We start from the raw sequence: 25,753 nt of genomic DNA on the forward strand, positions 1-25,753 counted from the left end.
GTTTCATTGGGATGGAAAGTGGCGCTGCCGGCACGCGGGCGTTGGCAGCGCAGGGCCGGATCATTGCCCGGCGAGGCCCTGAGGGCCGTCAGGCACGATTGTAGTCCAGCCCCCAGGCTAGCAAGCCTGCGGCCAGATCGGCCGGCACCGGCGCATTGAACGACATCGGCGCCTGTGTCATCGGGTGCACGAAAGCAAGCCGGAACGCATGCAATGCCTGCCGCGAAAGCCCCGCTGCTGCCGCGCCGCCATACAGCGTGTCGCCCACCAGCGGATGCCCAAGAGACGCCATGTGCACGCGGATCTGGTGTGTGCGGCCGGTTTCCAACGTGCAACGCACGCTGCAGCCATGCGCATTGCTGTCGAGCCGCTCGACCAGCGTGCGCGCCGCCTTGCCTGGATGCCGTTCCAGATCGACGATGGCCATCCGGAGACGGTTGCGCGGATCGCGTCCGATCGGCGCATCGACCTGCCGCGCCGCACCGCCTTCCCACGGCTTGTGCCCCATCGCGAGGTACTGGCGCTTGACCTCGCGCGCGGCGATCAGCTCGACCAGCGCATCCATCGTGGCGCGCGTACGAGCGACCATCATCAGGCCGCTCGTGTCCTTGTCGAGCCGGTGCACGATGCCGGCGCGCGGCAGTAGAACCGCTTTGGGATCGAGCGCCAGCAAGCCGTTCAAGAGGGTGCCGCTCCAGTTGCCTGGCGCAGGATGCACCACCAAACCAGCGGGCTTGTTGATGACGCGCAGATGCTCGTCTTCGAACACGACGTCGATCGCCATCGCCTCGGGTCGAAAGGCCTGGCTCTGAGGTGTCGGTCGCAACTCGATCTGGCCGGCCTGGCCCGCGCGGACCGTCGTCGACGTCTTGGTCACCGTCCGCCCTTGCAGGGTCACCAGTCCGCCGTCGATCATTTGCTGTAAATAGCTGCGCGAGAACTCGGGCACCAGCGTTGCCAAAGCTCGATCGAGCCGCTGCCCGTGCTCGTCGACGCCGATCGTGAAGCCACGCAATTCGCTCGCTTCGGCGATGTCAGCCAGGTCGCCTGGCTCGCTCGGGTCGCCGCCCTCCTCTGACGCCGATGCACTAGGGAGATTGACGAAGGGGTCGGTCGATATAATTGAAGGCAACTGTTTCACGAAAGCCGTATGTGATGTTTCGCGCCAAATTATCGATGGTCCCCGCGTGGCTCGCGCTTTGCGCCGCAGCGTGGCTTGTCGCCGGCTGCTCGTCCACCAAAGAAGACAAGACCGCCAACTGGAGCCCAAACAAGATTTACTCAGAAGCCAAGGACGAGGCCGATGGCGGCTCGTACGACAAGGCCATCCCGTTGTACGAAAAGCTCGAGGGCCGCGCCGCGGGCACCCCGCTAGCGCAGCAAGCAGAACTGGACAAGGCCTACGCGCAATACAAGTCCGGCGAAAGGCCGGCAGCCATCGCCACCGTCGATCGCTTCATCAAGCTCCATCCGGCAAGCCCCGCACTCGACTACGCGTTCTACCTCAAGGGCGTGATCAACTTCAACGACGACCTCGGCCTGTTCTCTTTTGCAACCCGTCAAGACTTGTCCGAGCGCGACCAGAAGGCCGCCAAGGAATCGTTCCAGGCCTTCAAGGAACTGGTAACGCGTTTCCCGGCATCACGCTACACACCCGACGCCCGCCAGCGCATGAACTACATCGTGAACTCGCTCGCGCAATACGAAGTTCACGTAGCCCGCTACTACTACCAGCGCGGTGCCTACCTGGCCGCCATCAACCGTGCACAGCTGGCACTGGCTGACTACCGCGAGGTGCCGGCGCTCGAAGAGGCGCTCTACATCATGGTGAAGTCGTACGAGGCCCTCGGCATGAAGGAACTGCGCGACGACGCGCAACGCGTGCTGGCCACCAATTATCCGAAGAGCGAGTTCATGGCGACGGGGTTCCGGAAGAACGACGACCCGTGGTGGAAGGTCTGGTAATCCACATCGACTGGACCAAGACCAACTGCCGCCGGCCTGTCTGCACCAAGCCCCTGAATACCTAGGCTCGGAGCTCGGTCAACGCCGCATCGAACTCTTCAGCGCTTTCGATACGCCGCATCGGCGGCAGCGCGGCGACGAGGCGACGCCCGTAGCCCATGGTGGCGAGACGGGCATCGCAGATCACCAGCACGCCGCGATCGGATTCGCGCCGGATCAATCGACCGGCACCCTGTTTGAGCGCCACGGCCGCCTCGGGCAATGAATAGTCGCCGAAGGCGTTGCGACCCTGGGCCTCTAGCCGTTGCGAGCGGGCTTCGACCAGTGGATCGTTCGGCGGCGGAAACGGCAGCTTGTCGATCACGACCAGCTGCAGCACATCGCCTGGCGCATCGAAACCCTCCCAGAATGACGCCGACGCGACCAGCACGCAGCCCGCGCGACCGGCACCGGCGCCTTCCCTGAAACGCTCCATCAGCACGCGCTTGGGCAACTCGCCTTGCGCCAACACTTCGGGACGGATCGCCGGATCGATCGGCTCAAGTTCGAGCCGCAGCGTGTCTGCGATGGTTCGCAGTGCGCGCAGGGTCGTCGTCAGTACCAACGTTCTTCCGCCCAGCGCCGCCGCACCGCGGGCTGCGAGGCGGGCCACTTCGGCACCATGCGCCGGATCGGCCGGCTTCGGAAAAGTGCGCGGCACGTAGAGAGCTGCCTGGCGCGCGTAGTCGAACGGACTTTGAACGCGCAACACTTCGGCGGACTCCAGACCGCACGGCTCGGTGAACCAGCGCAGCTTGGGGTCGTCGCCCAGAGTGGCCGAAGTAAAGACCCATGCACGGCCTCGTTCGCCGCCCTCCTTAGGCTGGGGGGCGCCAGCCCTGTCCACAGCACAGGAGCCATCCATTGCTTCGTCGGCTTCTCGGGCGCTAACCTGCTCGATCTTCAGAACCCGGCCGCGCATGGCCTCGGCGATGTCGAGCGGCGACTCGACCAGTCGCAGCTGTGTGCCGACATCCAGCCAGCGCACGGAGTCGGTCGCACAGGGCGTCGCGAAGCGTGCAGCCCGCTCGGCAAGCTGCGCAGCGCGGTCATGCAAGCGGACGAAGTCGGGCGCGATTTCGCTGACCGTGGCCAGGTTCTCGGCAGCATCTTCGAATGCGTGCTGCAGCATGTCGAGCGCGGCCTGCCACCCTTCGGCTGGCACGGTGTCTGGCGACGGACCGGCCCAGCGCAATTTGGTCCCTGGCCATTGCTTCCCGACCACCAGCCTAAGCTCGCGCGCTCCGCGCTCCAGTGCTGCGGCGAGTTGCTGCCAGTCGACTAAGCCGCGTGCGTGTTGCAGCCCGGCAGCCAGCAGGTCACGCGAGAAGTCGAGTGCCTGCCCGCTGCCAAGCTGCGCGCCCAGAAACTGAACGCCGATTTCGTTGAGTTGATGCGCCTCGTCGAACACCACCACCCGCACGCTCGGCAGTAGCTCGGCCATGCCGGATTCGCGCACCGCGAGATCGGCAAAAAAGAGATGGTGGTTGATGACGACCACGTCGGCTGCAAGCGCCTCGCGCCTCGCCAGGTTCACATGGCACGGTTTGAATTGCGGGCACTGCGCGCCGAGGCAGTTCTCGCGCGTCGACGTCACCAATGGGATGAGAGGCGAACGTTCGTCGAGACCCGGTAGCTCGGCAAGATCACCGGTGCGCGTCGACTTGGACCACTGCTCGATCTTTGCCAGCGTGCGCACGGTGCCGCGCTCGGGCAGCGATGCGTCATGCCGCGCCAGATCGAGCCGGTGCAGGCACACGTAGCTGCCGCGCCCTTTAAGAAGAGCCGTGCGAACGGGCAGGCCGAGCGCTTCAACCAGGCGCGGCAGATCGCGGCCGAACAACTGGTCTTGCAACGTCTTGGTGGCGGTCGACAGCAGCACACGCTCACCGCTCAGCAGTGCCGGGACGAGGTAAGAAAAGGTCTTGCCGACACCGGTGCCCGCCTCGACGACCAGCACGCCGCCATGCTCGATGGTGCGGGCGACGGCGAGCGCCATCTGCGTTTGCCCGTCGCGTTCGCGAAACTGTTCGGCGGCACGCGACAACACACCGTCATGCGCGAACGCGTCGCGCACCTCCGACTGGAGTGCGCCCATCAGGCAGGCTCTTGTGGCGCGATGTCCCGAGCGACGCGGTCGATCCTGTCGCGCAGTGCAAGCCGACGCTTCTTCAGCCGACGCAGCAACAGGTCGTCCTGCGGCGGCGCTACCTCGACGAGGCGATCGATGGTGGCGTCAAGATCGGCGTGCTCGATGCGCAGGTCGATCAGCTGGCGAGAAAGGGAGTGAAGATTGGTGTCCAACGGAGTAAATGCGGACCGGGTCAGGCGGGCTCCAGCGGCCGCGGTGCATGATCGCCCGATAATACGTCCACACATCTCCTCTGCACCCATGATTCGAGGTTTCCGACTCGCTGCCGCCACCGGTCTCCACAAGGGCGACCGGCCGTATCAACAAGACCAGGTTCTGATGCTGTCGCACGCCCGTACGCAGGGTTGCGTGCTGGGGGTCGTCGCCGATGGCATGGGCGGTCGCAGCGGTGGCCGCAAGGCATCCGACCAGGTGATGATGACGGCGCGCCAGCTCTTTGCGCGCTACCGTCCGGAGCACGACGAACCGGGCAACATCCTGCGACGCCTGCTCGACGACGCGCATACCGTCATCAAGCTGACCGCGCTTTCAAGCGAGCAGGAACCTCACAGCACAGTGGCCGCGTTCTTGATGAACCCGCACGGCGACTGTGCATGGATTCATGCGGGCGATTCGCGCATCTATCACTTCCAGCGCGGCCGGCTTATCAAGCGCACGCGGGATCACTCGTATGTTCAGGTGCTGATCGACCGGGGCGAGATCACCGAGCAAGAAGCCAACATTCACCCGCAGGGCAACATCCTGCTCGGTTGCCTCGGCATGACGGCCACGCCGCCGCCGATCGAAACCCATTTCATTCCGCAACTGCAACCCGGCGACGTGCTGATGGCCTGCAGCGACGGCTTGTGGCACTACTTCACCCCGGAAGAAATGGGTGCGGTGCTGTCGGAGCAGTCGCCGCGCGAAGCGGTCGAACTGCTGGTAAACGAAGCCCGCAAGCGGGCGCGCGGCACAGGTGACAACCTTTCGCTGGCGGTACTCAAGCTCGAGCCTCTGCCGAAGTAATCACCGGGCCGGCTGCGGTCCGGCCAAGGTGGCGCGCCCGCCTCGGGCTTGTGACGATCAGGGCGGCGGCGGCGACGGCAGCGATGCCGAGCGCGGCTTGGTGCGGTCGGCGTTGCGCTTCTCGACCTCGGCACGGTGTGCCTCGGCCTTCCTTGCCTTGTCGTCGAACTGCTGCTGTTCGACCGGCGCCTGCGCACGCGACTTGGCAGTCTTCGCGAGATGCTCGGCGTTCGCTTTTTGCCTGTTCTCGAATTGCTCGCGCTTGGCGGCTTCGCCCGCAACGGCAGCCTCGCGACCGGTTGTGTGATCGGCCGCCCGTTGCTCGCGGTCAGCCTGTGACTTGAGTGCTTTGTCGCGTTGCTCCCCGGCCTCTTGCGCGCGCTGCGGTGCAGACTTGTCGTCGAGCCGGTCAAGGGCGGCAGCACCGCGACGCTTGCGCTCGGCATCGTTGATGATCGCTTCTTGCCGCTTGATGTTGTCCAGAGCACCGCGCTTGCCCCTGCGACTGTCTTCGAGACAACCCTCGACCGCGAACTTCTTGAAGCAGGCAAACCGCTCCTCCTCGAACTTCTTGTCGACAGCGGCGCGCTCGGCAGTGAGTCGTGAGCGCTCTGCCGCCATGTCGGTGTTGCCGGCCGTCGCGACCGACTGCGCCCAAAGCGGCGAAGACGCAACTGCGGCAGCCGCCATCAAAAGCGAGGTGAATATCTTCTTCATGTGAGCCCGGTATCGACATTGCGCCGCTCGAGCGCTAAAAATTCGGCCGACTGCATCTCGTTGAGCCGCGAGACCGTGCGTGGGAACTCGTGCGCCAGCGGGCCTTCGGTGTACAACGCCTCGGGCGCGACCTGTGCCGACATGATGAGCTTGACCCGTCGATCGTAGAACACGTCGACCAGCCAGGTGAAACGACGTGCTTCAGAGGCTCGGCTCACCGACATCTGCGGCACGTCCGACAGCAGCACCGTATGGAACTGCGCTGCGATCTCAAGGTAGTCGTTTTGCGAGCGCGGTCCGCCGCACAACGTCTTGAAGTCGAACCACACCACGCCGCCGGCGCGCCGCCTCGCATGGATTTCGCGCGACTCGATGTGGAGCACCGGATTGTCGTCCGGCGTTTCCGCCAACCGATTGAAAGCGTCCCGCATTTCCTGATCGGCGGCAGCCCCATTGGGCGTGAGGTACATGCGCAACTGGTGCAGGGTGCGGGTCCGGTAGTCGGTGCCGTTGTCGACACCGATGACTTCCAGCTGCTCCTTCAACAATTCGATGGCCGGAAGAATTCGATCGCGGTGCAAGCCGTTCGGGTACAGGTCGTCCGGCTTGAAATTGGAAGTCGTGACAAAGCCGACGCCGTTATTGAACAGCGCAGCGAGCAGCCGATGCAGGATCATGGCGTCGGTGATGTCCGCTACATGGAACTCGTCGAAACAAATCAGCTTGTAGCGCTTGGACATGCGCAGGCCGAGTTCGTCCAGCGGGTTGACCGTGCCTTGCAGGTCGGCCAGCTCGCGGTGCACTTCGCGCATGAACTCGTGAAAGTGCAGGCGCGTCTTGCGCCGCAGCGGCACGGCGTTGAAGAACAAGTCCATCAAGAACGACTTGCCGCGACCGACGCCGCCGTACATGTAGACGCCGCGCGGAATCTCCGGCCGGTTGATGAACTTCTTGAGCGCGTTCGAGCGTTGCGCCTTGTAATCGGCCCACTCGTTGACGCAGCGATCCAGCGCCTCAACGGCACGCAGTTGCGCCGGGTCGCTATGGAAGCCCCGCTTTGCGAGCTCCGCCTCGTAAGCCTGCTTGACGCTCAAGAGATCAGAAGTTGAGCGTGCGTTTTTCGACCGCCAGCGCCGCTTCCTTCGTGGCTTCCGACAGCGACGGATGCGCGTGGCAGATGCGCGCGATGTCTTCGCTGCTCGCCTTGAACTCCATCGCGACAACGGCTTCGGAGATCAGCTCGCTGACTTGCGGGCCCACCATGTGCACGCCGAGGATCTCGTCGGTGGTCGCATCCGCAAGGAACTTGACCATGCCGGTGGTGTCGCCCAGCGCACGTGCGCGGCCGTTCGCCAGGAACGGGAAGGTGCCGGCCTTGTAAGCCCGGCCTTCTGCCTTGAGCTGTTGCTCGGTTTGCCCGACCCACGCAATTTCCGGATGTGTGTAGATAACCCACGGCACGGTGTTGAAGTTGACGTGCCCATGCTGGCCGGCAATGCGCTCGGCCACGGCCACGCCCTCTTCTTCGGCCTTGTGCGCCAGCATCGGGCCGCGCACGACGTCGCCGACCGCCCAGACGTTCGTCAGGTTGGTCTTGCACTCGTCGTCGACCACCACCGCACCGCGCTCGTCGAGCTTGAGGCCGACTGCTTCGGGGTTGAGGCCGATGGTGTTGGCGACGCGGCCGATCGAGATGATCAGCTTGTCGACGTCGAGCGTCTGCGCTTCGCCCTTGGCGTTGGTCCAGCCGATGGAGACGCCTTTCTTGCCAGTCTTGATCTCACCGACCTTGACGCCGAGTTCGATTTTCAGGCCCTGCTTGTCGAACGCCTTTTTCGCTTCCTTGGCGATCTGCTCGTCGACCGCGCCGAGGAAAGTCGGCAGGCCTTCCAGCACGGTGACTTCGGCACCCAGGCGGCGCCAGACGGAACCCATCTCCAGACCGATCACGCCGGCACCGATCAGCGCCAGCTTCTTCGGCACCGCGCCGACACGCAAGGCGCCGTCGTTCGACAAGATGTTCTCTTCGTCGAACGGCGCACCCGGCAGAGCGCGGGCATTGGAGCCCGTCGCCACGACGATGTGCTTGCCGCTGATCGTCTCTTCGCCGGCTGCACCGGCGACCTTCATCTCATAGCCAACGTTATCCGTCTTGACGAACGAAGCGCGGCCATGGAACGAGGTGATCTTGTTCTTCTTGAACAGGTACGTGATGCCGTCGTTGTTCTGCTTCACGACGTGGTCCTTGCGGGCCATCATCTTGCCGATGTCGAGCGAGAGGCCCGACACGTTGATGCCATGGTCGGCAAAGGTATGACCGGCCTGCTCGTAGTGCTCCGAAGACTGCAGCAATGCCTTCGAGGGAATGCAGCCGACGTTGGTGCAGGTGCCACCCAACGCAGGACCACCGTTCGCGTTCTTCCACTCGTCGACGCACGCGACATTTAAGCCGAGCTGCGCCGCACGGATGGCAGCGATGTAGCCACCAGGGCCGCCGCCGATGACGATCACGTCGAATTGTTTGTTTGCCATCTGTGTCTTCGCCCTCAGATGTCGAACAAGAGGCGCGATGGATCTTCCAGCGCTTCCTTCATGGCGACCAGGCCCAGCACGGCTTCACGGCCGTCGATGATGCGGTGGTCGTAGCTCATGGCGAGGTAGTTCATTGGGCGGATGACGATCTGCCCGTTCTCGACCACCGCGCGGTCCTTGGTGGCGTGTACGCCCAGGATGGCCGACTGCGGCGGGTTGATGATGGGCGTCGACAGCATGGAACCGAAGGTGCCTCCGTTGCTGATCGAGAAGGTGCCACCGGTCATTTCTTCGATGCCCAGCTTGCCGTCCTTGGCCTTCTGGCCGTACTCGGCGATCTTCTTCTCGATGTCGGCAAAGCTCATCTGGTCGGCGTTGCGCAAGATCGGCACCACCAGACCGCGCGGCGAACCGACGGCGATACCGATGTCGAAGTAGCCGTGGTAAAGGATGTCGTTGCCGTCGACCGACGCGTTGATGACCGGGTACTTCTTGAGCGCGTGCACTGCCGCCTTCACGAAGAAGCTCATGAAGCCGATCTTGACGCCGTGCTCCTTGCTGAACGCATCCTGGAACTTCTTGCGCATCTCCATGACCGGGGCCATGTTGACTTCGTTGAAGGTCGTCAAGATGGCGTTGGTCGATTGCGATTGCAGCAAGCGCTCGGCGATGCGGGCGCGCAGGCGGCTCATCGGCACGCGCTGCTCCGGGCGGTCGCCCAGGTCAGGCGCGGCAGTGGGCGAAGCGACTTGCGTCAGCAACGGCTTGGCGGCGGGGGCCGGAGCGGCGGCGGGTGCCTGCGCCTTGGCAGCGGTGGCACCCGAGGCGACGGCGCCGAGCACGTCGCCCTTGGTAACGCGGCCGTCCTTGCCGGAGCCGGCCACGTCGCTGGTCTTCAGGTTGTTGTCGGCCAGCAACTTTGCTGCGGCTGGCATGGCGACATCGGACTTCGGGCCGCCCGTCACGGCGGCTGTTGCAGCGGCAGGCGCCGGTGCAGCAACCGCCGGAGCGGGCGCGGCCTCAGGCGCAGCAGCCGCGGCGCCTGCCTTGCCTTCGGTGTCGATCCGCGCGATCAATTGCTCTGCGAGGACGGTGGCGCCATCGGGTTGCAAGATTTCCACCAGCACGCCCGCCGACGGCGCGGGCACTTCGAGCACGACCTTGTCGGTCTCGATCTCGATCAGGATTTCATCGACGGCAACGGCATCACCGGCTTTTTTCTTCCAGGTGAGCATGGTGGCTTCAGACACCGATTCGGACAGCTGGGGGACTTTGACTTCTACGATGGACATTTTGAATTTTCGGTTCTAGTTATTTGGTCAGCACGAAGCCCTTGAGCTTGCCGAACGCGCCGTCGACAAGCGCTTTTTGTTGTTCCTGATGGAGGTGCGAGTAGCCGACCGCCGGCGACGCCGAAGCGGCACGACCGGAGTAGCCGAGCTTCTGACCCTCGTGCATGTTCTCGTGGATATAGTGCTGCACAAAGAACCATGCGCCCTGGTTTTGCGGCTCGTCCTGCGCCCACACCACATCGGCAAGATTGGGGTACTTCTTCAGCTCGGTGCCGAAAGCCTTGTGCGGGAACGGATACAGCTGTTCGACGCGGATGATCGCGACGTCGTCGGCACCCCGCTCTTCGCGCTTCTTGGCCAGGTCGTAGTACACCTTGCCAGAACATGCGATCACGCGCTTGACCTTGTCGGCCTTGAGGTCGCGACTGTCGGGGATGACCGTCTGGAAAGCGCCCTTGGTGAACTCGGACAAGGGCGAGGTCGCGTCCTTGTTACGCAGCAGCGACTTGGGCGTCATGATGATCAGCGGCTTGCGCAAGTTGCGCACCATCTGACGACGCAGGATGTGGAAAATCTGGCTGGCAGTGGTGGGCTGCACCACTTGCATGTTGGTGTCGGCCGACAGCTGCATGAAGCGTTCGAGGCGCGCCGAACTGTGCTCCGGACCCTGGCCTTCGTAGCCGTGCGGCAGCATCAGCGTGATGCCGTTGACGCGACCCCACTTCACTTCGCCGGAAGCGATGAACTGGTCGATCACCACCTGGGCGCCATTGGCGAAGTCGCCGAACTGCGCTTCCCAGATCACGAAGGTATTGGGGTCGTTCGACGCATAGCCGTACTCGAAAGCCAGCACGGCTTCTTCGGACAGGATCGAGTCGATCACGAGGAACGGGGCCTGGTTCTCGGCCACGTTCTGCAGCGGCGTGTAGGTGCCGACGTCGAACTTTTCGCGGTTCTGGTCGTGCAGCACGGCATGACGGTGCGTGAAGGTGCCGCGGCCCGAGTCTTCGCCCGAAAGCCGAATCGGATAACCGCTCGCCACCAGCGAAGCAAAGGCCATGTGCTCGCCCATGCCCCAGTCGACATTCATGTCGCCGCGACCCATGGCTGCGCGGTCGTCCAGCACCTTCTTCACCAGCGGATGCACGGTGAAGCCGGCTGGCACGGTCGTAATCTTCTCCGCAAGGCGCTTCCATTCCGAACTCGGAATGGCGGTGTCGCCGGCGTCGGTCCACTTCTTGTTGAGGTAAGGACTCCAGTCGACAGCGTATTTGCTCTTGAAGTTGGTCAACACCGGGTCGACCGTGTTCTTGCCTTCGTCGAAAGCGGCGCGCTGCGCCTTCACCATGTCGTCGCCGAGGGTTGCTCCGAGCCCTTGCGCGGCGAGGCGGTCGGCGTAGAGCTTCCGCGTGCCGGGATGCTGGGCGATCTTCTTGTACATCAGCGGCTGGGTGAGCGACGGCGTGTCCTGCTCGTTGTGGCCCAGCTTGCGGAAACAGATGATGTCGACCACGACGTCCTTCTGGAACTCCATGCGGAAGTCCAGCGCGAACTGGGTCGCCAGCACCACGGCTTCAGGGTCGTCGCCGTTCACGTGCAACACCGGCGCTTCGATCATCTTGACGATGTCCGAGCAATACAGCGTCGAGCGGCTGTCGCGCGGGTCGCTGGTGGTGAAACCGATCTGGTTGTTGATGACGATATGCACCGTACCGCCGGTGTGATAGCCGCGTGTTTCAGCGAGCGCCAGCGTTTCCATCACGACACCCTGGCCGGCAAAAGCGGCGTCGCCGTGCACGATGATCGGCAGCACCTGCTTGCCGAGCGGATCGCCGCGACGGTCCATGCGGGCGCGCACCGAGCCTTCGACCACCGGATTCACGATTTCGAGGTGCGACGGATTGAAGGCCAGACTCAAATGGACCGGGCCGCCGGGCGTGGTCACGTCCGAGCTGAAGCCCTGGTGGTACTTGACGTCGCCGCTGGTCAGTTCTTCAGGAGCGGTGTGGTCGAACTCGGCGAACAAGTCGGCCGGCATCTTGCCAAGCGAATTGACCAGCACGTTGAGGCGGCCACGGTGCGCCATGCCGATGACGATTTCCTGCACGCCCTGCACGCCGGCCTGGTTGATCAGCTCGTCCATCGAGACGATGAAGCTCTCGCCGCCTTCCAGCGAAAAACGCTTTTGACCGACGTATTTGGTGTGCAAGAAACGTTCGAGGCCTTCGGCCGCGGTCAGGCGATTCAGCACGTGCTTCTTCTGCTCGACCGTCAGCTGCGGGTTGGTGCGCGCGCTCTCGAGCTTCTGTTGCCACCAGCGCTTGTGGTTCTGGTCGGTCGTGTACATGTACTCGGCGCCGATGGTGCCGCAGTACGTTTCACGCAAGGCGTTGAGCAGGTCGCGCAAAGACATGGTGTCTTTGCCGAAAAATGTGTTGCTGGTGTTGAAAACCGTTTCGAGGTCGGCGTCGGCAAAGCCGTAGAACGACGGCTCGAGTTCCGGAATGGCCGGGCGCTCGGTGCGCTTGAGCGGATCGAGGTCGGCCCAGCGTGCGCCGACATTGCGGTACGCGGCGATGAGCTGCTGCACCGCTGTGCGCTTGCGACCGAGTTCGGAGTCGGCACCGCTGGCCTGCACCACGCGGGTCGTGCCCTGCTTGGCGCGTTCGGCAAAAGCGTTGACGACCGGGAGGTGCGCCACGTCCTTAGCGTTGCTGCCATCGGCTGCTGGCACGTGCTGCAAGGCGTCGAAATACGAACGCCAGTTGTCGGGCACGCTGCCTGGATTGGAGAGGTAGTTTTCGTACATCTCTTCGACATAGGGCGCATTGCCGCCGAAAAGATAGGTGTTGCCTTGATAGGCTTGATATGCCGAGGGCGTCGAAGAATCGCTCATGATCCGCTGACCTTCGCTTCCCTGAAGGAAGCACTAGCTGGTTAAGAAACCTTCCGCGACACGGCTTGACCGATTGGCGGATGCGACTGTGGCTGGGGAAGGGCCTGAGTACCCTGACATTGTGCCACTACGACCATGTGACACCCGTTTGCGCCAAAGCGACCCTCAGGCGACGATGAGTTGCTTGATCTTTTGCAGCGTGGCCGGGTCGTCGATGGTCGTCAGGTCGCCGGGGTCGCGGCCTTCGCACACCGCCTGGATGGCCCGGCGCAGCAATTTGCCGCTGCGCGTCTTGGGCAGCCCGGTGACGAAGCGGACGCGCGATGGTCGCGCCAGCGCGCCGAGCTGGTCGGCCACCCTCTTCATGATCTCGCCTTCGAGCTTCAGTGCCACATCGGCATCGGTCACCGCATCGCCTGCCTTCGGCACGACGAAGGCCATCGCGACTTGGCCTTTGAGCGCATCGGCGACGCCCACCACCGCCACCTCGGCCACGTTGGCGTGCCCCGAAATGCTTTCTTCGATCTCGCGTGTACCGAGCCGATGCCCGGCCACGTTGATCACGTCGTCGGTGCGACCGAGGATAAAGAAGTAGCCGTCGGCATCCCGAATGCCCCAGTCGAAGGTCGAATAAACCAGCTTGCCCGGCACGCTCTTCCAGTACGTCTGCACGAAGCGCGCGTCGTCCTTCCAGATGGTCTGCATGAAGCCGGGCGGCGTCGGGCTTTCGATGACGACCACGCCCTTCTCGTTGGGCGCGGTGAGCTCTTCGCCGGTCGACTCGTGCAGGATCTTGACTTTGTAGCCATACATCGGCACTCCGGGGCTGCCGAACTTGCTCGGCTTGGCCTCGACGCCATTGGCGATCGTGATGATCGGCCAGCCCGATTCGGTTTGCCAGTAGTTGTCGATGATGGGCACGCCAAGGCCGTCGCTGATCCAGCGGGCCGTGGGCTCATCGAGCGGCTCGCCAGCCAGGAACAGCGCGCGCAGGCTGGAAAGGTCGTACCTTTTCAGCAGCGCCGGGTCTTGCTTCTTGAGCACACGCACAGCGGTGGGCGCGCTGAACATCACCGTCACCTTGTATTTTTCAACCAGCCGCCACCAGATGCCGCCGTCGGGCTGCTGGTCGATGCCCTGCGTGGGCAGGCCTTCATACAGGATCGTCGCCATGCCGGCGATGAGTGGGCCGTAGACGATGTAGCTATGGCCGACGACCCAGCCGATGTCGCTGGTCGAGAAATACGTTTCGCCGGCACGGCCGTCGAAGATGTGCTTCATGCTGGCGGCCAGCGCCACGGCATAGCCGCCGGTGTCGCGCTGCACGCCTTTGGGTTTGCCGGTGGTGCCGCTGGTGTAGATGGTGTAGCTGATGTCGGTCGACGCCAGCCAGGCGCACGGCACCACCGCATCTCGGTGCGAGGCCGCCATGTCGCTGTCCAGGTGATCGCGCCCCGCGACAAGCTCCATCGGCGCCAAACCGCGGTCGGTCAACAGCACGGCGGCCGGCTTGTACTTCGACAGGCGAATCGCTTCGTCGAGCAGCGGCTTGTACGGCACCACCTTGCTGCCACGCGAACCGGCGTCGGCGCTTATCACGACCTTCGGCTCGGCGTCCTCGATTCGCGTGGCCAGGGAACCGCTGGCAAAGCCACCGAACACCACGCAATGGACGGCGCCGATGCGGGCGCAGGCCAACATCGCGAATGCCGCTTCCGGAATCATCGGCATGTAGATCAGGACGCGGTCGCCCTTGCCGACGCCCAGCGCCATCAGGCTGGCGGCGGTGCGCTGCACTTCAGCGTGCAGCTCGTTGAAGCTGAAAGTCTTTTCGACGCCCGTTTCGGTAGAGACGAAGATCAATGCAGCCTGATCGCCACGCGTCGCCAGATGCCGATCGACCGCGTTGTGGCACAGGTTGGTCGTACCGCCGACGAACCAGTTGGCGAACGGTGGGTTGCTCGCATCGAGGATCTGCTTAGGCGGCGTCTGCCAGTCGATCAACTGGGCTTGCTCGGCCCAGAAACCGTCAGGATCTTCGATGGAACGGGCGTGGAAATCCTCGTAGCGGCTCATCTGGTTTTGTCTCCTTCAAGTTCTGTATCGCAAGGCCGACCTGGACAAAGCTTTCGACTTGCGTTCCCGCAATCTGCAGAGATCGCCGGGACCTAGCGAATCAGTGCCTGCAAGTCGCGAAAGGCCGGATGCTCCGCCGTGCGCAGCCACTCGAATCCGACCATCTCCGTCGTGACGAGTTCCGCTCCGGCACCAGCCAGGCGGTCGAAGGCGGCATCGCGGTTGCGCTCGGTGCGCGAGCTGCAGGCATCGGTGACGACCCACACTTCGAACTCGTCTTCGAGCAAGTCGAGCGCTGTTTGCAGCAAGCAAACGTGCGCCTCGCAACCGGCGATAACGATGGTGCCGCGCTCGTCGACCGGCGCTGCCGGTTTCTGCAGGTGTTTGGGCAGGCTGCGTGCATTGCCGCGTTGCGCCTGAGGTTGCGGTTCGGTCGGCCGCAACCAGTCGCCCAGCCCTTCTTCGACACCGCTGAAATGCATTTTGGCCAGTGTGCGCTGACACAACGCGCGGATGTCCGGCAGGTTCTCGCCGAGCTTCGACGGGTTCTGCTCGGTGCCCCAAACGGGGACTTCGACCAGTTGCGCCATCTTGCCTAGTCGAACAGCGTTCTTGGCGACCGCTTCCGACTCGAATATCGCCGGCATGAGTCGCGCCTGGTAATCGACCAGCACAAGTTGGGAAAGCGAGGCATCGAGCAGCATGGGCGGGTCTTAGTGAAAGTGAAGCTAAACCGTACCACCGATCTGATCGCGCCGGTCTGCCACCACGCACCGGGCAACCAGTTGTGCCACGTAGGTTTTAAACAGCAGTTCTGCGGACTGGCGAAACATCCGGATGCGCCCGGTGTGCTGCATCAGCAGCAGGCCGACGCCTTGCGCAAAAAGTGCGGTGTTCTCTTGAAGTGCGCGCCTCGCATCCAGACCCATTGCCAGCAATGCGTCCTCGCATGGGCGCAGGGCGTCGTAGAGGCGGTCGTTTAACTCGTGATCGAGCTCGCTGGTGAGGCCGCGCGGGCGCATGCCGTGCACCAGGTAGAAGCCCAGGTCCAGGTCACGTGGGTTTGCGGCATAGAAATCGAACCAGGCCAGCGCCTTGGACAACAGCGTCTTCTCCGGTTTCGCTTTGAACACGCGCGCATCGGCGACAACCGCTTGCAGCCGCGTCAACGACTCGTCGAGCAATGCGGCATACACCGCCTCCTTGCTCTCGAAGTACGAGTAGATAGCGCCGGGGGTGTAGCCGGCGCGCTTGGCGATCTCGCGAATGCTGGCGCCTTCAATGCCCGCTTCGGAGAACACCGAACGCGCAGCATCGAGCACCAGTGCCCGGCGTGCGTCGGTGAGTGTTTGCTGACGCTGGAGCTTGGCATGCATGCTTCGAATATAGCGCCACCCTGCACACGCCTTCATCTATTCGAGCAGTTGAACAAAAAATTGAACAGTGTTCAAATTCACGATCGAGAAAGTCTTTGAGCTTTCACAACCTTCAAGCAACTGGAGAGACCATGAATGCTGCCCTTCCCGTCGCCAACCTGATGTCCGGCGACGAATATCGCGACTCGTTGCGGCGCTACAAGCCCACCGTATTCGTCGACGGACGCCGCGTCGAGAGCGTGGCCGACGAAGCCGCATTCCAGCCCGGCATCAATGCCATCGCGCTGACTTACGACTACGCGTTGAAGCCGCAGTACGAGTCGCTGATGACGGCCATTCAGCACTCCAGCGGCAAGCGAGTAAATCGCCTGTCGCACATCAATACCGGCTCGGGTGACCTGCTCAACAAGCTCGAAGCCGTGCGGCTCGTCTGCCAGGAAACCGGCTGCGCGCAGCGCTACCTGACGCACGATGCGCTGAACGCGATTGGCCAAGTGTCGGCCCGCATCGACGACGCGCGCGGCACGACCGAGAACACCGCCCGATTTACCGAGTATCTGCACCGCATCCAGGACCAGGATTTGACGCTCGGCGTCGCGATGACCGACGCCAAAGGCGACCGCAGCAAGCGCCCGCACGAACAATCGAACATCGACAGCTACCTGCACATCGTCGAGCGCAATGCGCTGCGCAACGGCGTGCGCGGCATCGTGATCTCGGGCACCAAGGCCATCGTGACCGGCGCGCCCTACGTGCACGAACTGCTGGTCATGCCATGCCGCAACATGAGCCGCGAAGACGCGGATTTCGCGGTGTGCTGCGCCGTGCCGCTCGACGCACCGGGCTTGACCATCGTGGCACGCCCGGCCGGTCGGCCAGGCGAAAAGCTCGAGCATGGCGATGCGCTGTTCAGCCGCAAATTCGGCCAGAGCACCGGCGTGTGTATGTTCGATCGCGTCTTCGTGCCATGGGACAACGTGTTCTATGCCGGCGAGTGGGAGCACACCGGCCACCTGACCTACAGTTACGCCACCCATCACCGCCACAGCTGCATCGGTGCGCGCGCCGGCTTCGGCGATTTGCTGATCGGCGCCGGCGCGCTGATGTGCGAGGCCAATGGCTTCGACCCCGGCAAGGAGACGCACCTGCGCGAGCAGATGGTCGAACTCATCACCATCACCGAGAGCTTTTTTGCCTGCGGCGTGGCGGCCAGCGTGTACGGCAAGGCCGACGAGCACTGCAACATCTTCATGCCCGACCCGGTGTTCAGCAACATCGGCAAACTGCTGCTGGCCACCAAAATTTACGACATGCACCGCATCGCGCACTACGTGAGCGGTGGACTGATCGTCACGCTGCCCGGACCTGACGAAGACCACAACCCGGAGACTGCGGCACGCCTGTCGGAGGTGCTGCGCGCCAGTCCCGACGTGCCATACGAACAGCGCATCGAAACCGCACGCTTTATCGAAGACCTGACTGCCGGCTATCAAGGGGGTTGGTACAGCGTGATCAGCCTGCACGGCGGCGGCTCACCGGCCGCGATGAAGCAGGAGATCTATCGCAACTACCCCATCGGCTCCAAGGTCGAACTGGTCGAGAGGTTGCTCGATCGCGGCGTAGCACACGACCCGGACCGCGCCATCACGAAGAACCGGCAACCCGGCAAATGCTGCGACACCGGCTGCACGACGCCGGGACAAGCCGTCATGGTCGATCTGCCGGCACCGCGGTCAGTGCGACTGCCGCCGACAACGCCGTCCCCGGTCTAGGCAACAACGGATGCCATCTTTCGTCCATGGGCGCCGCGGTTCGAGGCTCGCGGCGTTGGCGGCGGCGGCAGCGCTGGCTTCCTTGCTTGCGTCAGGCTGCACCGGCCTGCGCCCGGCCAAGGCGCCGATCGACACCTTCGTCGACAAGAGCACCTGCACGGCACGCGCCGACACCTTGCTGATCATGTTGCCCGGCGCCTATTCGCATCCCGACGAGTTCGTGCGTGAGAACTTCGTGAGCGCGGTGCGGGAGCGGCAACTCGCTGTCGACATCGTGCGCGTCGATGCGCACCTGGGTTACTACAACAAGGGCGCCGTCATCGAGCGCCTGCAGCAAGACGTGATCGCACCTGCGCGGGCGCGGGGCTACAAGGCGATATGGATCGTCGGCATTTCCATCGGAGGGCTGGGTGGGCTGATCTATGCCAACGCACATCCGGTCGACGTGACGGGGCTGGTCGTGTTGGCGCCCTATCTCGGCGATCGCGTGCAGAGCTTGGATGTCGCCAACGCCGGCGGACTCGTGCGATGGCAAGGGCCGCTCACCGACCCCGTCGGCGACGACCGAGCCGGCGGCGAAAGAGCGCAGCGGGAGACGGCACTGTGGCAATGGCTGAAGGCTTACGCGCGCCGGCCGCTGCCGGTCGATCACCCGCCGCTCTACCTGGGCTATGGCCTCGACGATCGGTTCGCCTTCAGCCATCGACTGCTCGCGGCCGCCTTGCCGCCGGAGCGTGTGTTCACCACTGCAGGCGGGCACGACTGGCCAGAATGGACGCGGCTCTGGCGCGCGGTGCTGCCGACGCTGCCGCTGCCGAGTTGCAATGGCTGAGGCAACTAACTTTGCGCCGTCGGCCGGACAATGATCTCGCCGACATCGACATCGGCAGGCTGCTCTATCGCGAATGCGATGGCACGGGCAATTGCACCCGGCGGTATCCCCAGCTTTTCCATCGTGGACTGCGTCTGGGCTTTCAGCTCCGGGCTCGTCATGGAATCCGCGAAGCCGGTGCGGGTCATGCCCGGCGAGATCACCGTTACCCGCAACGCAGTGCCCGCTTCTTGCCGCAAACCTTCCGAGATCGCTCGCACCGCGAACTTGGTGCCCGCATAGACCGCCATGCCTGGGACGATGCGGTGCGCCGCCGTGGACGCGACGTTGACGAAGTGACCTGCCCCCTGCTTGCGAAAGGTGGGCAAGGCGGCCGCGATGCCATAGAGCACGCCCTTGATGTTGATGTCGATCATGGCGTCCCAGTCGTCGACGCGCAGGTCGTCGAGCGGTGATATAGGACCGATCCCCGCGTTGTTGACCAGCACGTCGAGCCTTCCGAAATGCGAGATCGCCATCTCGACGATGCGCGACACGTCCTCCCGTCGAGCGACGTCGACTTGCGCATGGATCGCTTTGCCACCGGCGCTCTCGATGCGCGCGGAAAGCGCCGCCAGCCTTTCAATGCCCCGCGCTGCAAGTACGAGCTTCGCCCCACGCGCTGCCAGCAGCAGCGCGGTTGCTTCGCCGATGCCGCTGCTGGCGCCCGTAATCACAATGACCTTGTCCTTGATGCCTGACATGTAGATGTCCTTTCCATACCTGTGCGGTGCCCGATGCGGGCTCAGCGCCGCCGCTCGCTCTCACCCTGTATCGTGGCTATCGACTGGACCGCGGTCGATACTCGAATCGCCTTCATTCATCATCGAACGTACGGACTCATGGACCCACTATCGGACGTCTTTTCGCTGCTCAAAGCGCGATGCGTCACGTCGGCGCGCCTGGACGTTCGAGGACCCTGGGCGATGCGCTTCACCGGGCGCCGTCACATCAAGTTCGCCGGCATTTTGGAAGGCGCGTTCTGGCTTTGGACCGAAGACGGCGAGCCGCCGTTGTATCTGAACACCGGCGATTTCTACCTCCTGACGCGCGGCCAGCCCTACTGCACCGGCAGCGATCCGACACTCGTGCCCATCGATGGGCGCGAAGTGCTTGCCAGTTGCATGGATGCGGATGGCATCGTTCGCTACGGTCAGCACGGCGACAAGGTGAGTGCCGCCGGTGGTCGCTTCGTCTTCGACGCCGATGCGGAGGACCTCTTGCTGAAATTGCTGCCGCCACTCGTCCATGTGCCTGCCGGATCGGAAGGCGCTCCGTCGCTGCGGGCGCTGCTCGAACTCCTTCGCCTAGAAACCGAGGCCGTACGACCCGGCGGCGCGGTCGTCGCGACCAATCTTGCGAACATGGTGCTGATGCAGAGTCTTCGGTTGCGCATGGCGTCCGGGGCTCATCTGCCGGGCTGGCTGGGTGCGCTTGCGGATCCAAAGATCGGAGCAGCCCTGCACCTGCTGCATGCCGACATCGCGCACCGCTGGACAGTCGACGAGCTTGCATCCAGCGTCGCTATGTCTCGCACGACCTTCGCCGAGCGGTTCAAGGCGATGACGGGTGTTCCACCGCTTCGCTACCTGATCGAATGGCGAGTGGCCGTGGCCAGCGCGGCGCTGAAGTCGAACCACCGCAGCATTTCAGAGGTCGCCGAGATCGTCGGCTACGGCTCGGCGGCGGCTTTCAGCTCCGTATTCTTTAAAGTGACCGGGCGGCGGCCTGGGCAGTACCGGGTTGAGAGCGCAGTGGTTGAAAGGGACCCGTGACAGGGCCAGGTTCGCCGCGAGGTAGGCATTGCCGTCCGCCGTGGTTGCGGCCGGCGAGCGGGATGTTGATCTCGTCGCCTCCTTGCGGACCGTGCTCGCTTTCCTTCTCTGGCCGCGGTGCTGCAACAGCACAAGAAGTCATCGCCACGATCGCTACAAAAACACCGACCGTTCGATTTAAGCCAAAAAGTGGCAAGGAGAGCATCCGCCATCTTTTGCAAATTGGTACGGACGCAGCATGTCCCGATCACCCACCGACACAAGCAATTCACATTCTTTTGACTTACATCAGGCAAAGCGCTTATGTCGGATAACTGACAAACTTTACAAATTCATATCACAAAATTCGAAAATATCTAATTAAAACAACAAGTTATAATAGAAATCCCGAAACTGGATGAAATTGACATCGATGAGTGTCGTCAATATCCTACGTACCATGCGTTTATTTGTCTTACCTGCCATCCTTCTCATTGCTTTTGCGGCGCATGCCGCCCCACAACAGGAGCGCAGCGACGACATAGAACGAATGCTTTCGGATAAAGGCTTGATCAGCAAGCTCGATCATGTTCGCCAGACCGTCAGCGATCGCACCTCCGAACTGGTGGTCACCGCCGTCGGTTTCCTGGGCGTACCTTACCGCCGCGGCGGCAACACCGCCGAAACCGGCTTCGACTGCAGTGGCTTTGTCCGTGCCATGTACAACCAGACCATCGGTCTCGTGCTGCCGCGCCGCGCTGTTGAACAGGCTGCAGCCACCGAGCCCATCGCACGCACCGATCTCAAGCCCGGCGACCTCGTGTTTTTCAACACCATGCGCAGGGCGTTCAGCCATGTCGGCATCTACGTCGGTGAAGGCAAGTTCATTCACTCGCCCAAGCCAGGCGCCCAGGTCCGCGTTGAAGACATGAGCGGCAGCTATTGGCAAAGCCGCTTCAATGGCGGACGCCGCGTGCAAGCAGTCCAGGGCGAAGAAGCCAAGGTCGGCGATTGAGCGCTGCCTGAGAGACCGGAGACCGAGGCCCTCCTCTGCAGGGCACGCATGAAAAAACCCGCCGTCGGCGGGTTTTTTGTTGGGCGCGACCTGCTCGACGAGTTCAGCGCTTGACCGGCGGCAAATCGGTGCAGTGACCGTGGAGCGCCTCGGCGGCCAGGCCGATACTTTCACCCAACGTCGGATGCGGGTGGATGGTCTTGCCGATATCGATCGCATCGGCACCCATCTCGATCGCCAGCGCAATCTCGCCGATCATGTCGCCTGCGTGTGTGCCGACGATGCCGCCGCCCAGGATCTGCTCAGTTTCTGCATCGAACAGCAACTTGGTAAAGCCCTCGTCGCGGCCGTTGGCAATAGCGCGGCCTGAAGCGCTCCACGGGAACAGCCCCTTCTTGATCTTGATGCCTTCCGCCTTGGCCTGGTCTTCGGTGAGGCCGACCCAAGCCACCTCGGGGTCGGTGTACGCCACGCTTGGGATCACGCGGGCATTGAAGGCGGCCGCGGCAAGTTGCTTGTCGCCCTTCTGCTCGCCCGCGATAACTTCTGCGGCCACGTGCGCTTCATGTACCGCTTTGTGCTCGAGCATCGGCTGGCCGACGATGTCGCCGACCGCGAAGATGTGCGAGATGTTGGTCCGCATCTGGATGTCGACAGGAATGAAGCCGCGGTCGGTCACGGTGACGCCGGCCTTCTCGGCACCGATCTTCTTGCCGTTGGGGGTGCGACCGACGGCCTGCAACACCAGGTCGTACAACTGCGGCTCTTTGGGCGCAGCCTCGCCTTCGAAGGTGACCTTGATGCCATCCTTGGTCGCTTCAGCGCCGACGGTCTTGGTCTTCAGCATGATGTTGTCGAAGCGTGGCGCGTTCATCTTTTGCCAGACCTTGACCAGGTCGCGGTCGGCGCCCTGCATCAGGCCATCGAGCATTTCGACCACGTCGAGTCGGGCGCCGAGCGACGAATACACAGAGCCCATTTCGAGCCCGATGATTCCGCCGCCCAGGATCAGCATGCGCTTGGGATCGATGCCCAACTCCAGCGCGCCGGTCGAGTCGACCACGCGTGGGTCTTTGGGCATGAACGGCAGGTGCACGGCCTGCGAGCCAGCCGCAATCACGCAGTTGCGGAACTTGACGATCTGCGCCTTGCCGGTCGTGGCCTGGCCATCACCGCTGGTCTCCTGCACCTTCACGTGGAACGCGTCGATGAACTCGCCGACACCGCGCACGGTGGTGACCTTGCGCATCTTCGCCATCGCGGTAAGCCCACCGGTGAGCTTGCTCACCACCTTGTTCTTGCGTGCGAGCAGCTTGGTGCGGTCGATAACGGGCTCGCTGAACGTCACGCCCATTTCGGCGAAGTGCTTGACCTCGTCCATCACCGCAGCGACGTGCAGCAGCGCCTTCGACGGAATGCAGCCGACATTCAGGCAGACACCACCCAAGGTCGCGTACCGCTCCACCAAGATGACCTTGAGTCCAAGATCCGCCGCGCGGAACGCCGCCGAGTAGCCACCGGGACCGGCACCCAGCACGAGCAGATCGCATTCGTGATCCACGGTGCCGCCATACGTACTTGCCAGCGGCGCCTTGCTCCCTCCCCCCACGGGGGAGGGTTGGGGTGGGGGCACGGAAACCGGCGCCGCAGCGGTCGGAGCAGGCGATGCCTGAGCAGCCGCAGCCGGCGATGGCACCGATGCAGCAGGCCCAGCGGCCGCAGCCCCGCTCACCTCCAGCGTCAGCACCACCGACCCCTGCTTGACCTTGTCGCCGACACCCACAGCCAGCGACTTCACGACGCCCGCGGCCGACGATGGAATCTCCATCGACGCCTTGTCGGATTCGACCGTGATCAAAGACTGCTCGGCCTTGACCGTGTCGCCGATCTTCACCAGCACCTCGATCACTGCCACTTCATCGAAGTCGCCGATGTCGGGTACCTGAATTTGTTGTTCGCTCATGGGGACACCTTCAATTTGAGAGTGAGTACATCGGCCGGTCCGGCCGAGTTGCGATCGAATTCACAGCCGGCCGCGATGCCCGCGTCGGCTACCTCACGCGCCGATCGAGCCTTCGCATACACCGCGTGCATCGCGCCAAGTGCAAAGCTGCGTCCGGAGCCGATGCTCCAGAACTGCTTGAACTCGAACACTTCGCGGTAGCTGTAGACGCCATAGATGCCGGTCGCATTCGCCAGCACCAGGCTGAACTGGCTCGACTCGTAAGGGTCGTGCTCGTCTTCCTTGGTCTGCAGAAAAAACGACTCTTTCAGCAGCGGATGCAGCTTGGTGAACGTGCGGTAGATCTCGTCGCGGCTGCGCAGCTTGAGGCCGTCTTTGCCGATCGCTGCCAACGCATGTCGAAGTGCCGGAAAGTGCGCCACCGAACCCGACGCGGCAAAAAGGCTGCGCCCCCCTGCATCGTCGACTTCGAACACCTTGCGGTTGTCTTCCTGCGCATGCGAGAGCCGCGTATCGCCGAAAGTGACCAGCGTGTCCGCCGCGATCACCACCTGGCTGCCCTTGCGGACAGCCACCACCGTGGTCATAGCAAGACTCGACGGAAGTCGGCGAGCACCTGCCCTAAGTAGGTGTTGAAACGCGCAGCCGATGCGCCATCGATCACCCGATGGTCGTACGAGAGCGACAGCGGCAACGTCAGGCGCGGTACGAACTGCTTGCCGTCCCACACCGGCTTCATCGCGCTCTTGGACAAGCCGAGGATCGCCACTTCAGGCGCGTTGATGATGGGCGTGAAGTGCGTCCCGCCGATGCCGCCGAGCGAGCTGATCGACATGCAGCCGCCCTGCATGTCGGCCGAGCCGAGCTTGCCGTCGCGCGCCTTCTTGGCGAGCTCGCCCATTTCAGTGCTGATCTGCAAGATGCCTTTCTTGTCGGCATCTTTGAGCACTGGAACGACCAGACCGTTGGGCGTGTCCGCCGCGAACCCGATGTTGTAGTACTGCTTGTAGACGAGCGTGTCGCCGTCCAGGCTGGTGTTGAAATCAGGAAATTTCTTCAGCGCCGACACGACTGCCTTGATCACGAAAGCCAGCATCGTTACCTTGACGCCGGACTTCTCGTTCTCCTTGTTGGTGGAGACGCGGAAGGCCTCGAGCTCGGTGATGTCGGCATCGTCGTTGTTGGTAACGTGCGGAATCATCACCCAGTTGCGATGCAGGTTCGCGCCGCTGATCTTCTTGATGCGCGACATGTCCTTGCGCTCGACCGTGCCGAACTTGGTGAAGTCGACTTTGGGCCACGGAATCAATCCGAGCGCCGCGCCATCGCCGCCACCGCTGGCCGGCGCTTTTGCCGCCGATGCTTTGGTGCTCGATGCGCCGCTCATCACGGCCTTGGTGAATGCCTGAACATCTTCCTGCGTGATGCGGCCCTTGGGACCCGAGCCCTTCACTTCTTCGAGTGGAACGCCAAGCTCGCGAGCGAACTTGCGAACCGATGGGGATGCGTGCGGCAGGCTCGTGCTGGGTGCGACCGAAGGGTTGTGGCCGATCGGTGGCGACGCCGCCGCTGGCGCCTCAGCAGGTACTGCCACGCTGGCGGCAGCAGGTGCGGCAGCGATTTGCGCGGCCGCTGCTGCCGGAGCCGTTGCCGTCGGTGAAGGAGTCGCAGCGTTGCCGGTGGCGCCTTCCACGATCGCGATCAGGTCGCCGATGTTGACCGTGTCGCCGACCTTGACCTTCAGCTCCTTCAGCACGCCAGCAGCCGAAGCCGGAATTTCCATCGAAGCCTTGTCGGTTTCGACGGTGATCAACGACTGCTCTTGCTTGATCGTGTCGCCGAGCTTGACCAGGATCTCGATGACCGAGACGTCCTTGAAGTCACCGATGTCGGGCACCTTGATTTCGACGGGACCGCCGCTGCTCGCGGGTGCTGCGGCGGATGCCGCCGGTGCAGCGGCTGCAGTAGCCGGCGTCGGCGCGGGAACAGCAGCGGGTGCGGGCGCTGCGGCGGGCGGCGGTGCGGATGCCGCAGCGCCCTCACCTTCCAGCACCAGCACGACCGAACCTTGCTTCACTTTGCTGCCGACCTCGACCTTGATCTCCTTCACCACGCCCGCCTGGCTCGACGGGATTTCCATCGACGCCTTGTCTGTCTCCACGGTGATGAGTGACTGTTCGGCCTTGACCGTGTCGCCTACCTTCACCAGGATCTCGATCACCGCGACTTCGTCGAAATCGCCGATGTCCGGTATCTTGACTTCCACTGCTGCCATGTTTTTATCTCCCGCCTCGAAGGCGTTCTGGTTGTTCGTTTTGGTGCTTCGTC

The 25,753-nt window shown here is 63.3% G+C and carries 21 protein-coding genes; 6 read left to right on the forward strand and 15 right to left on the reverse strand.

Going from position 1 to position 25,753, the window contains the following annotated elements; genetic code table 11:
- Positions 1-88 precede the first annotated feature (88 nt).
- Positions 89-1,132, reverse strand: a complete 1,044-nt coding sequence (locus H7F36_RS20230; RefSeq protein ID WP_410003094.1) for an RluA family pseudouridine synthase — start codon at positions 1,130-1,132, stop codon at positions 89-91.
- Positions 1,133-1,155: 23 nt separating this feature from the next.
- On the opposite strand from H7F36_RS20230, the gene H7F36_RS20235 reads away from it, so the two are divergent.
- Positions 1,156-1,965 carry an outer membrane protein assembly factor BamD gene (locus H7F36_RS20235; protein WP_187052458.1) on the forward strand — a complete coding sequence of 270 codons (810 nt, stop codon included), beginning with the start codon at positions 1,156-1,158 and terminating at the stop codon, positions 1,963-1,965.
- A gap of 61 nt (positions 1,966-2,026) precedes the next feature.
- Here H7F36_RS20235 and H7F36_RS20240 read toward each other — a convergent pair whose 3' ends face one another.
- Both H7F36_RS20240 and H7F36_RS20245 read right to left on the reverse strand, forming a co-directional pair.
- Positions 2,027-4,102: an ATP-dependent DNA helicase gene (locus tag H7F36_RS20240; protein WP_410003051.1), complete on the reverse strand. Its 2,076-nt coding sequence runs from the start codon at positions 4,100-4,102 to the stop codon at positions 2,027-2,029.
- Positions 4,102-4,308, reverse strand: coding sequence for a DUF465 domain-containing protein (locus H7F36_RS20245; protein WP_187052459.1), 207 nt, complete (start codon positions 4,306-4,308; stop codon positions 4,102-4,104). The genes H7F36_RS20240 and H7F36_RS20245 overlap by 1 nt, the downstream gene beginning before the upstream one ends.
- An 88-nt stretch (positions 4,309-4,396) precedes the next feature.
- On the opposite strand from H7F36_RS20245, the gene H7F36_RS20250 reads away from it, so the two are divergent.
- Positions 4,397-5,161, forward strand: coding sequence for a PP2C family protein-serine/threonine phosphatase (locus tag H7F36_RS20250; RefSeq protein WP_187052460.1), 765 nt, complete (start codon positions 4,397-4,399; stop codon positions 5,159-5,161).
- Positions 5,162-5,218: 57 nt separating this feature from the next.
- Here H7F36_RS20250 and H7F36_RS20255 read toward each other — a convergent pair whose 3' ends face one another.
- The 8 genes from H7F36_RS20255 to H7F36_RS20290 all read right to left on the reverse strand — a co-directional run bounded on the left by H7F36_RS20255 (position 5,219) and on the right by H7F36_RS20290 (position 16,050).
- Positions 5,219-5,878, reverse strand: a complete 660-nt coding sequence (locus H7F36_RS20255) for a hypothetical protein (RefSeq protein WP_187052461.1) — start codon at positions 5,876-5,878, stop codon at positions 5,219-5,221.
- Positions 5,875-6,972 carry a cell division protein ZapE gene (gene zapE, locus H7F36_RS20260; protein ID WP_187052462.1) on the reverse strand — a complete coding sequence of 366 codons (1,098 nt, stop codon included), beginning with the start codon at positions 6,970-6,972 and terminating at the stop codon, positions 5,875-5,877. Before zapE ends, H7F36_RS20255 begins: the two co-directional genes overlap by 4 nt.
- 4 nt (positions 6,973-6,976) lie before the next feature.
- Entirely contained in the window at positions 6,977-8,410 is a 1,434-nt protein-coding gene (gene lpdA / locus H7F36_RS20265) for a dihydrolipoyl dehydrogenase (RefSeq protein ID WP_187052463.1), read from the reverse strand.
- Between the two features lie 14 nt (positions 8,411-8,424).
- Entirely contained in the window at positions 8,425-9,702 is a 1,278-nt protein-coding gene (odhB, locus tag H7F36_RS20270) for a 2-oxoglutarate dehydrogenase complex dihydrolipoyllysine-residue succinyltransferase (RefSeq protein ID WP_187052464.1), read from the reverse strand.
- Between the two features lie 19 nt (positions 9,703-9,721).
- Positions 9,722-12,598 (reverse strand): 2-oxoglutarate dehydrogenase E1 component, encoded by a 2,877-nt coding sequence (locus tag H7F36_RS20275; RefSeq protein ID WP_187052465.1) that lies wholly within the window; start codon positions 12,596-12,598, stop codon positions 9,722-9,724.
- A gap of 165 nt (positions 12,599-12,763) precedes the next feature.
- A complete protein-coding gene (locus tag H7F36_RS20280; protein ID WP_187052466.1) occupies positions 12,764-14,674 on the reverse strand; it encodes a propionate--CoA ligase in 1,911 nt (636 codons plus the stop codon).
- 92 nt (positions 14,675-14,766) lie between these two features.
- Entirely contained in the window at positions 14,767-15,378 is a 612-nt protein-coding gene (locus tag H7F36_RS20285; protein ID WP_187052467.1) for an isochorismatase family protein, read from the reverse strand.
- A gap of 24 nt (positions 15,379-15,402) precedes the next feature.
- The gene (locus H7F36_RS20290) at positions 15,403-16,050 is read right to left on the reverse strand and encodes a TetR/AcrR family transcriptional regulator (protein ID WP_187052468.1); all 648 of its coding nucleotides are present in this window, start codon (positions 16,048-16,050) and stop codon (positions 15,403-15,405) included.
- A gap of 131 nt (positions 16,051-16,181) precedes the next feature.
- Between H7F36_RS20290 and H7F36_RS20295 the strand changes: the two genes are divergently transcribed.
- Both H7F36_RS20295 and H7F36_RS20300 read left to right on the forward strand, forming a co-directional pair.
- Entirely contained in the window at positions 16,182-17,822 is a 1,641-nt protein-coding gene (locus H7F36_RS20295; RefSeq protein WP_187052469.1) for a 4-hydroxyphenylacetate 3-hydroxylase family protein, read from the forward strand.
- Positions 17,823-17,832: 10 nt separating this feature from the next.
- A complete protein-coding gene (locus H7F36_RS20300) occupies positions 17,833-18,654 on the forward strand; it encodes an alpha/beta hydrolase (protein WP_261802417.1) in 822 nt (273 codons plus the stop codon).
- A gap of 5 nt (positions 18,655-18,659) precedes the next feature.
- Here H7F36_RS20300 and H7F36_RS20305 read toward each other — a convergent pair whose 3' ends face one another.
- A complete protein-coding gene (locus H7F36_RS20305; RefSeq protein ID WP_187052470.1) occupies positions 18,660-19,397 on the reverse strand; it encodes an SDR family oxidoreductase in 738 nt (245 codons plus the stop codon).
- Between the two features lie 138 nt (positions 19,398-19,535).
- Here H7F36_RS20305 and H7F36_RS20310 point away from each other — a divergent pair, with 138 nt between their 5' ends.
- Complete coding sequence (locus H7F36_RS20310) at positions 19,536-20,468, forward strand: AraC family transcriptional regulator (RefSeq protein WP_187055120.1); 933 nt, start codon at positions 19,536-19,538, stop codon at positions 20,466-20,468.
- A gap of 439 nt (positions 20,469-20,907) precedes the next feature.
- A complete protein-coding gene (locus H7F36_RS20320) occupies positions 20,908-21,462 on the forward strand; it encodes a C40 family peptidase (RefSeq protein WP_187055121.1) in 555 nt (184 codons plus the stop codon).
- 103 nt (positions 21,463-21,565) lie between these two features.
- Here the strand turns inward: H7F36_RS20320 and lpdA (H7F36_RS20325) are convergent, their stop codons facing one another.
- The 3 genes from lpdA (H7F36_RS20325) to aceF are packed head-to-tail and all read right to left on the reverse strand — an operon-like array spanning position 21,566 to position 25,700.
- Complete coding sequence (lpdA, locus tag H7F36_RS20325; RefSeq protein WP_187052472.1) at positions 21,566-23,425, reverse strand: dihydrolipoyl dehydrogenase; 1,860 nt, start codon at positions 23,423-23,425, stop codon at positions 21,566-21,568.
- A complete protein-coding gene (locus tag H7F36_RS20330) occupies positions 23,422-24,012 on the reverse strand; it encodes an MFS transporter (protein WP_187052473.1) in 591 nt (196 codons plus the stop codon). Before H7F36_RS20330 ends, lpdA (H7F36_RS20325) begins: the two co-directional genes overlap by 4 nt.
- Positions 24,009-25,700: a dihydrolipoyllysine-residue acetyltransferase gene (aceF, locus tag H7F36_RS20335; protein ID WP_187052474.1), complete on the reverse strand. Its 1,692-nt coding sequence runs from the start codon at positions 25,698-25,700 to the stop codon at positions 24,009-24,011. The genes H7F36_RS20330 and aceF overlap by 4 nt, the downstream gene beginning before the upstream one ends.
- Between the last annotated feature and the right edge of the window lie 53 nt (positions 25,701-25,753).

The organism is Variovorax sp. PAMC28562 (genome assembly GCF_014303735.1).
In the GTDB taxonomy this organism is placed as follows: Bacteria; Pseudomonadota; Gammaproteobacteria; order Burkholderiales; family Burkholderiaceae_C; genus Variovorax.

Bases quoted from the DNA above. Each gene is read 5' to 3' on its own strand.
- H7F36_RS20235 (WP_187052458.1), top strand. From the start codon at position 1,156: ATGTTTCGCGCCAAATTATCGATGGTCCCCGCGTGGCTCGCGCTTTGC.
- H7F36_RS20240 (WP_410003051.1), bottom strand. From the start codon at position 4,102: ATGGGCGCACTCCAGTCGGAGGTGCGCGACGCGTTCGCGCATGACGGT.
- H7F36_RS20250 (WP_187052460.1), top strand. From the start codon at position 4,397: ATGATTCGAGGTTTCCGACTCGCTGCCGCCACCGGTCTCCACAAGGGC.
- H7F36_RS20255 (WP_187052461.1), bottom strand. From the start codon at position 5,878: ATGAAGAAGATATTCACCTCGCTTTTGATGGCGGCTGCCGCAGTTGCG.
- lpdA (WP_187052463.1), bottom strand. From the start codon at position 8,410: ATGGCAAACAAACAATTCGACGTGATCGTCATCGGCGGCGGCCCTGGT.
- odhB (WP_187052464.1), bottom strand. From the start codon at position 9,702: ATGTCCATCGTAGAAGTCAAAGTCCCCCAGCTGTCCGAATCGGTGTCT.
- H7F36_RS20275 (WP_187052465.1), bottom strand. From the start codon at position 12,598: ATGAGCGATTCTTCGACGCCCTCGGCATATCAAGCCTATCAAGGCAAC.
- H7F36_RS20280 (WP_187052466.1), bottom strand. From the start codon at position 14,674: ATGAGCCGCTACGAGGATTTCCACGCCCGTTCCATCGAAGATCCTGAC.
- H7F36_RS20285 (WP_187052467.1), bottom strand. From the start codon at position 15,378: ATGCTGCTCGATGCCTCGCTTTCCCAACTTGTGCTGGTCGATTACCAG.
- H7F36_RS20290 (WP_187052468.1), bottom strand. From the start codon at position 16,050: ATGCATGCCAAGCTCCAGCGTCAGCAAACACTCACCGACGCACGCCGG.
- H7F36_RS20295 (WP_187052469.1), top strand. From the start codon at position 16,182: ATGAATGCTGCCCTTCCCGTCGCCAACCTGATGTCCGGCGACGAATAT.
- H7F36_RS20300 (WP_261802417.1), top strand. From the start codon at position 17,833: ATGCCATCTTTCGTCCATGGGCGCCGCGGTTCGAGGCTCGCGGCGTTG.
- H7F36_RS20305 (WP_187052470.1), bottom strand. From the start codon at position 19,397: ATGTCAGGCATCAAGGACAAGGTCATTGTGATTACGGGCGCCAGCAGC.
- H7F36_RS20310 (WP_187055120.1), top strand. From the start codon at position 19,536: ATGGACCCACTATCGGACGTCTTTTCGCTGCTCAAAGCGCGATGCGTC.
- H7F36_RS20320 (WP_187055121.1), top strand. From the start codon at position 20,908: ATGCGTTTATTTGTCTTACCTGCCATCCTTCTCATTGCTTTTGCGGCG.
- lpdA (WP_187052472.1), bottom strand. From the start codon at position 23,425: ATGAGCGAACAACAAATTCAGGTACCCGACATCGGCGACTTCGATGAA.
- H7F36_RS20330 (WP_187052473.1), bottom strand. From the start codon at position 24,012: ATGACCACGGTGGTGGCTGTCCGCAAGGGCAGCCAGGTGGTGATCGCG.
- aceF (WP_187052474.1), bottom strand. From the start codon at position 25,700: ATGGCAGCAGTGGAAGTCAAGATACCGGACATCGGCGATTTCGACGAA.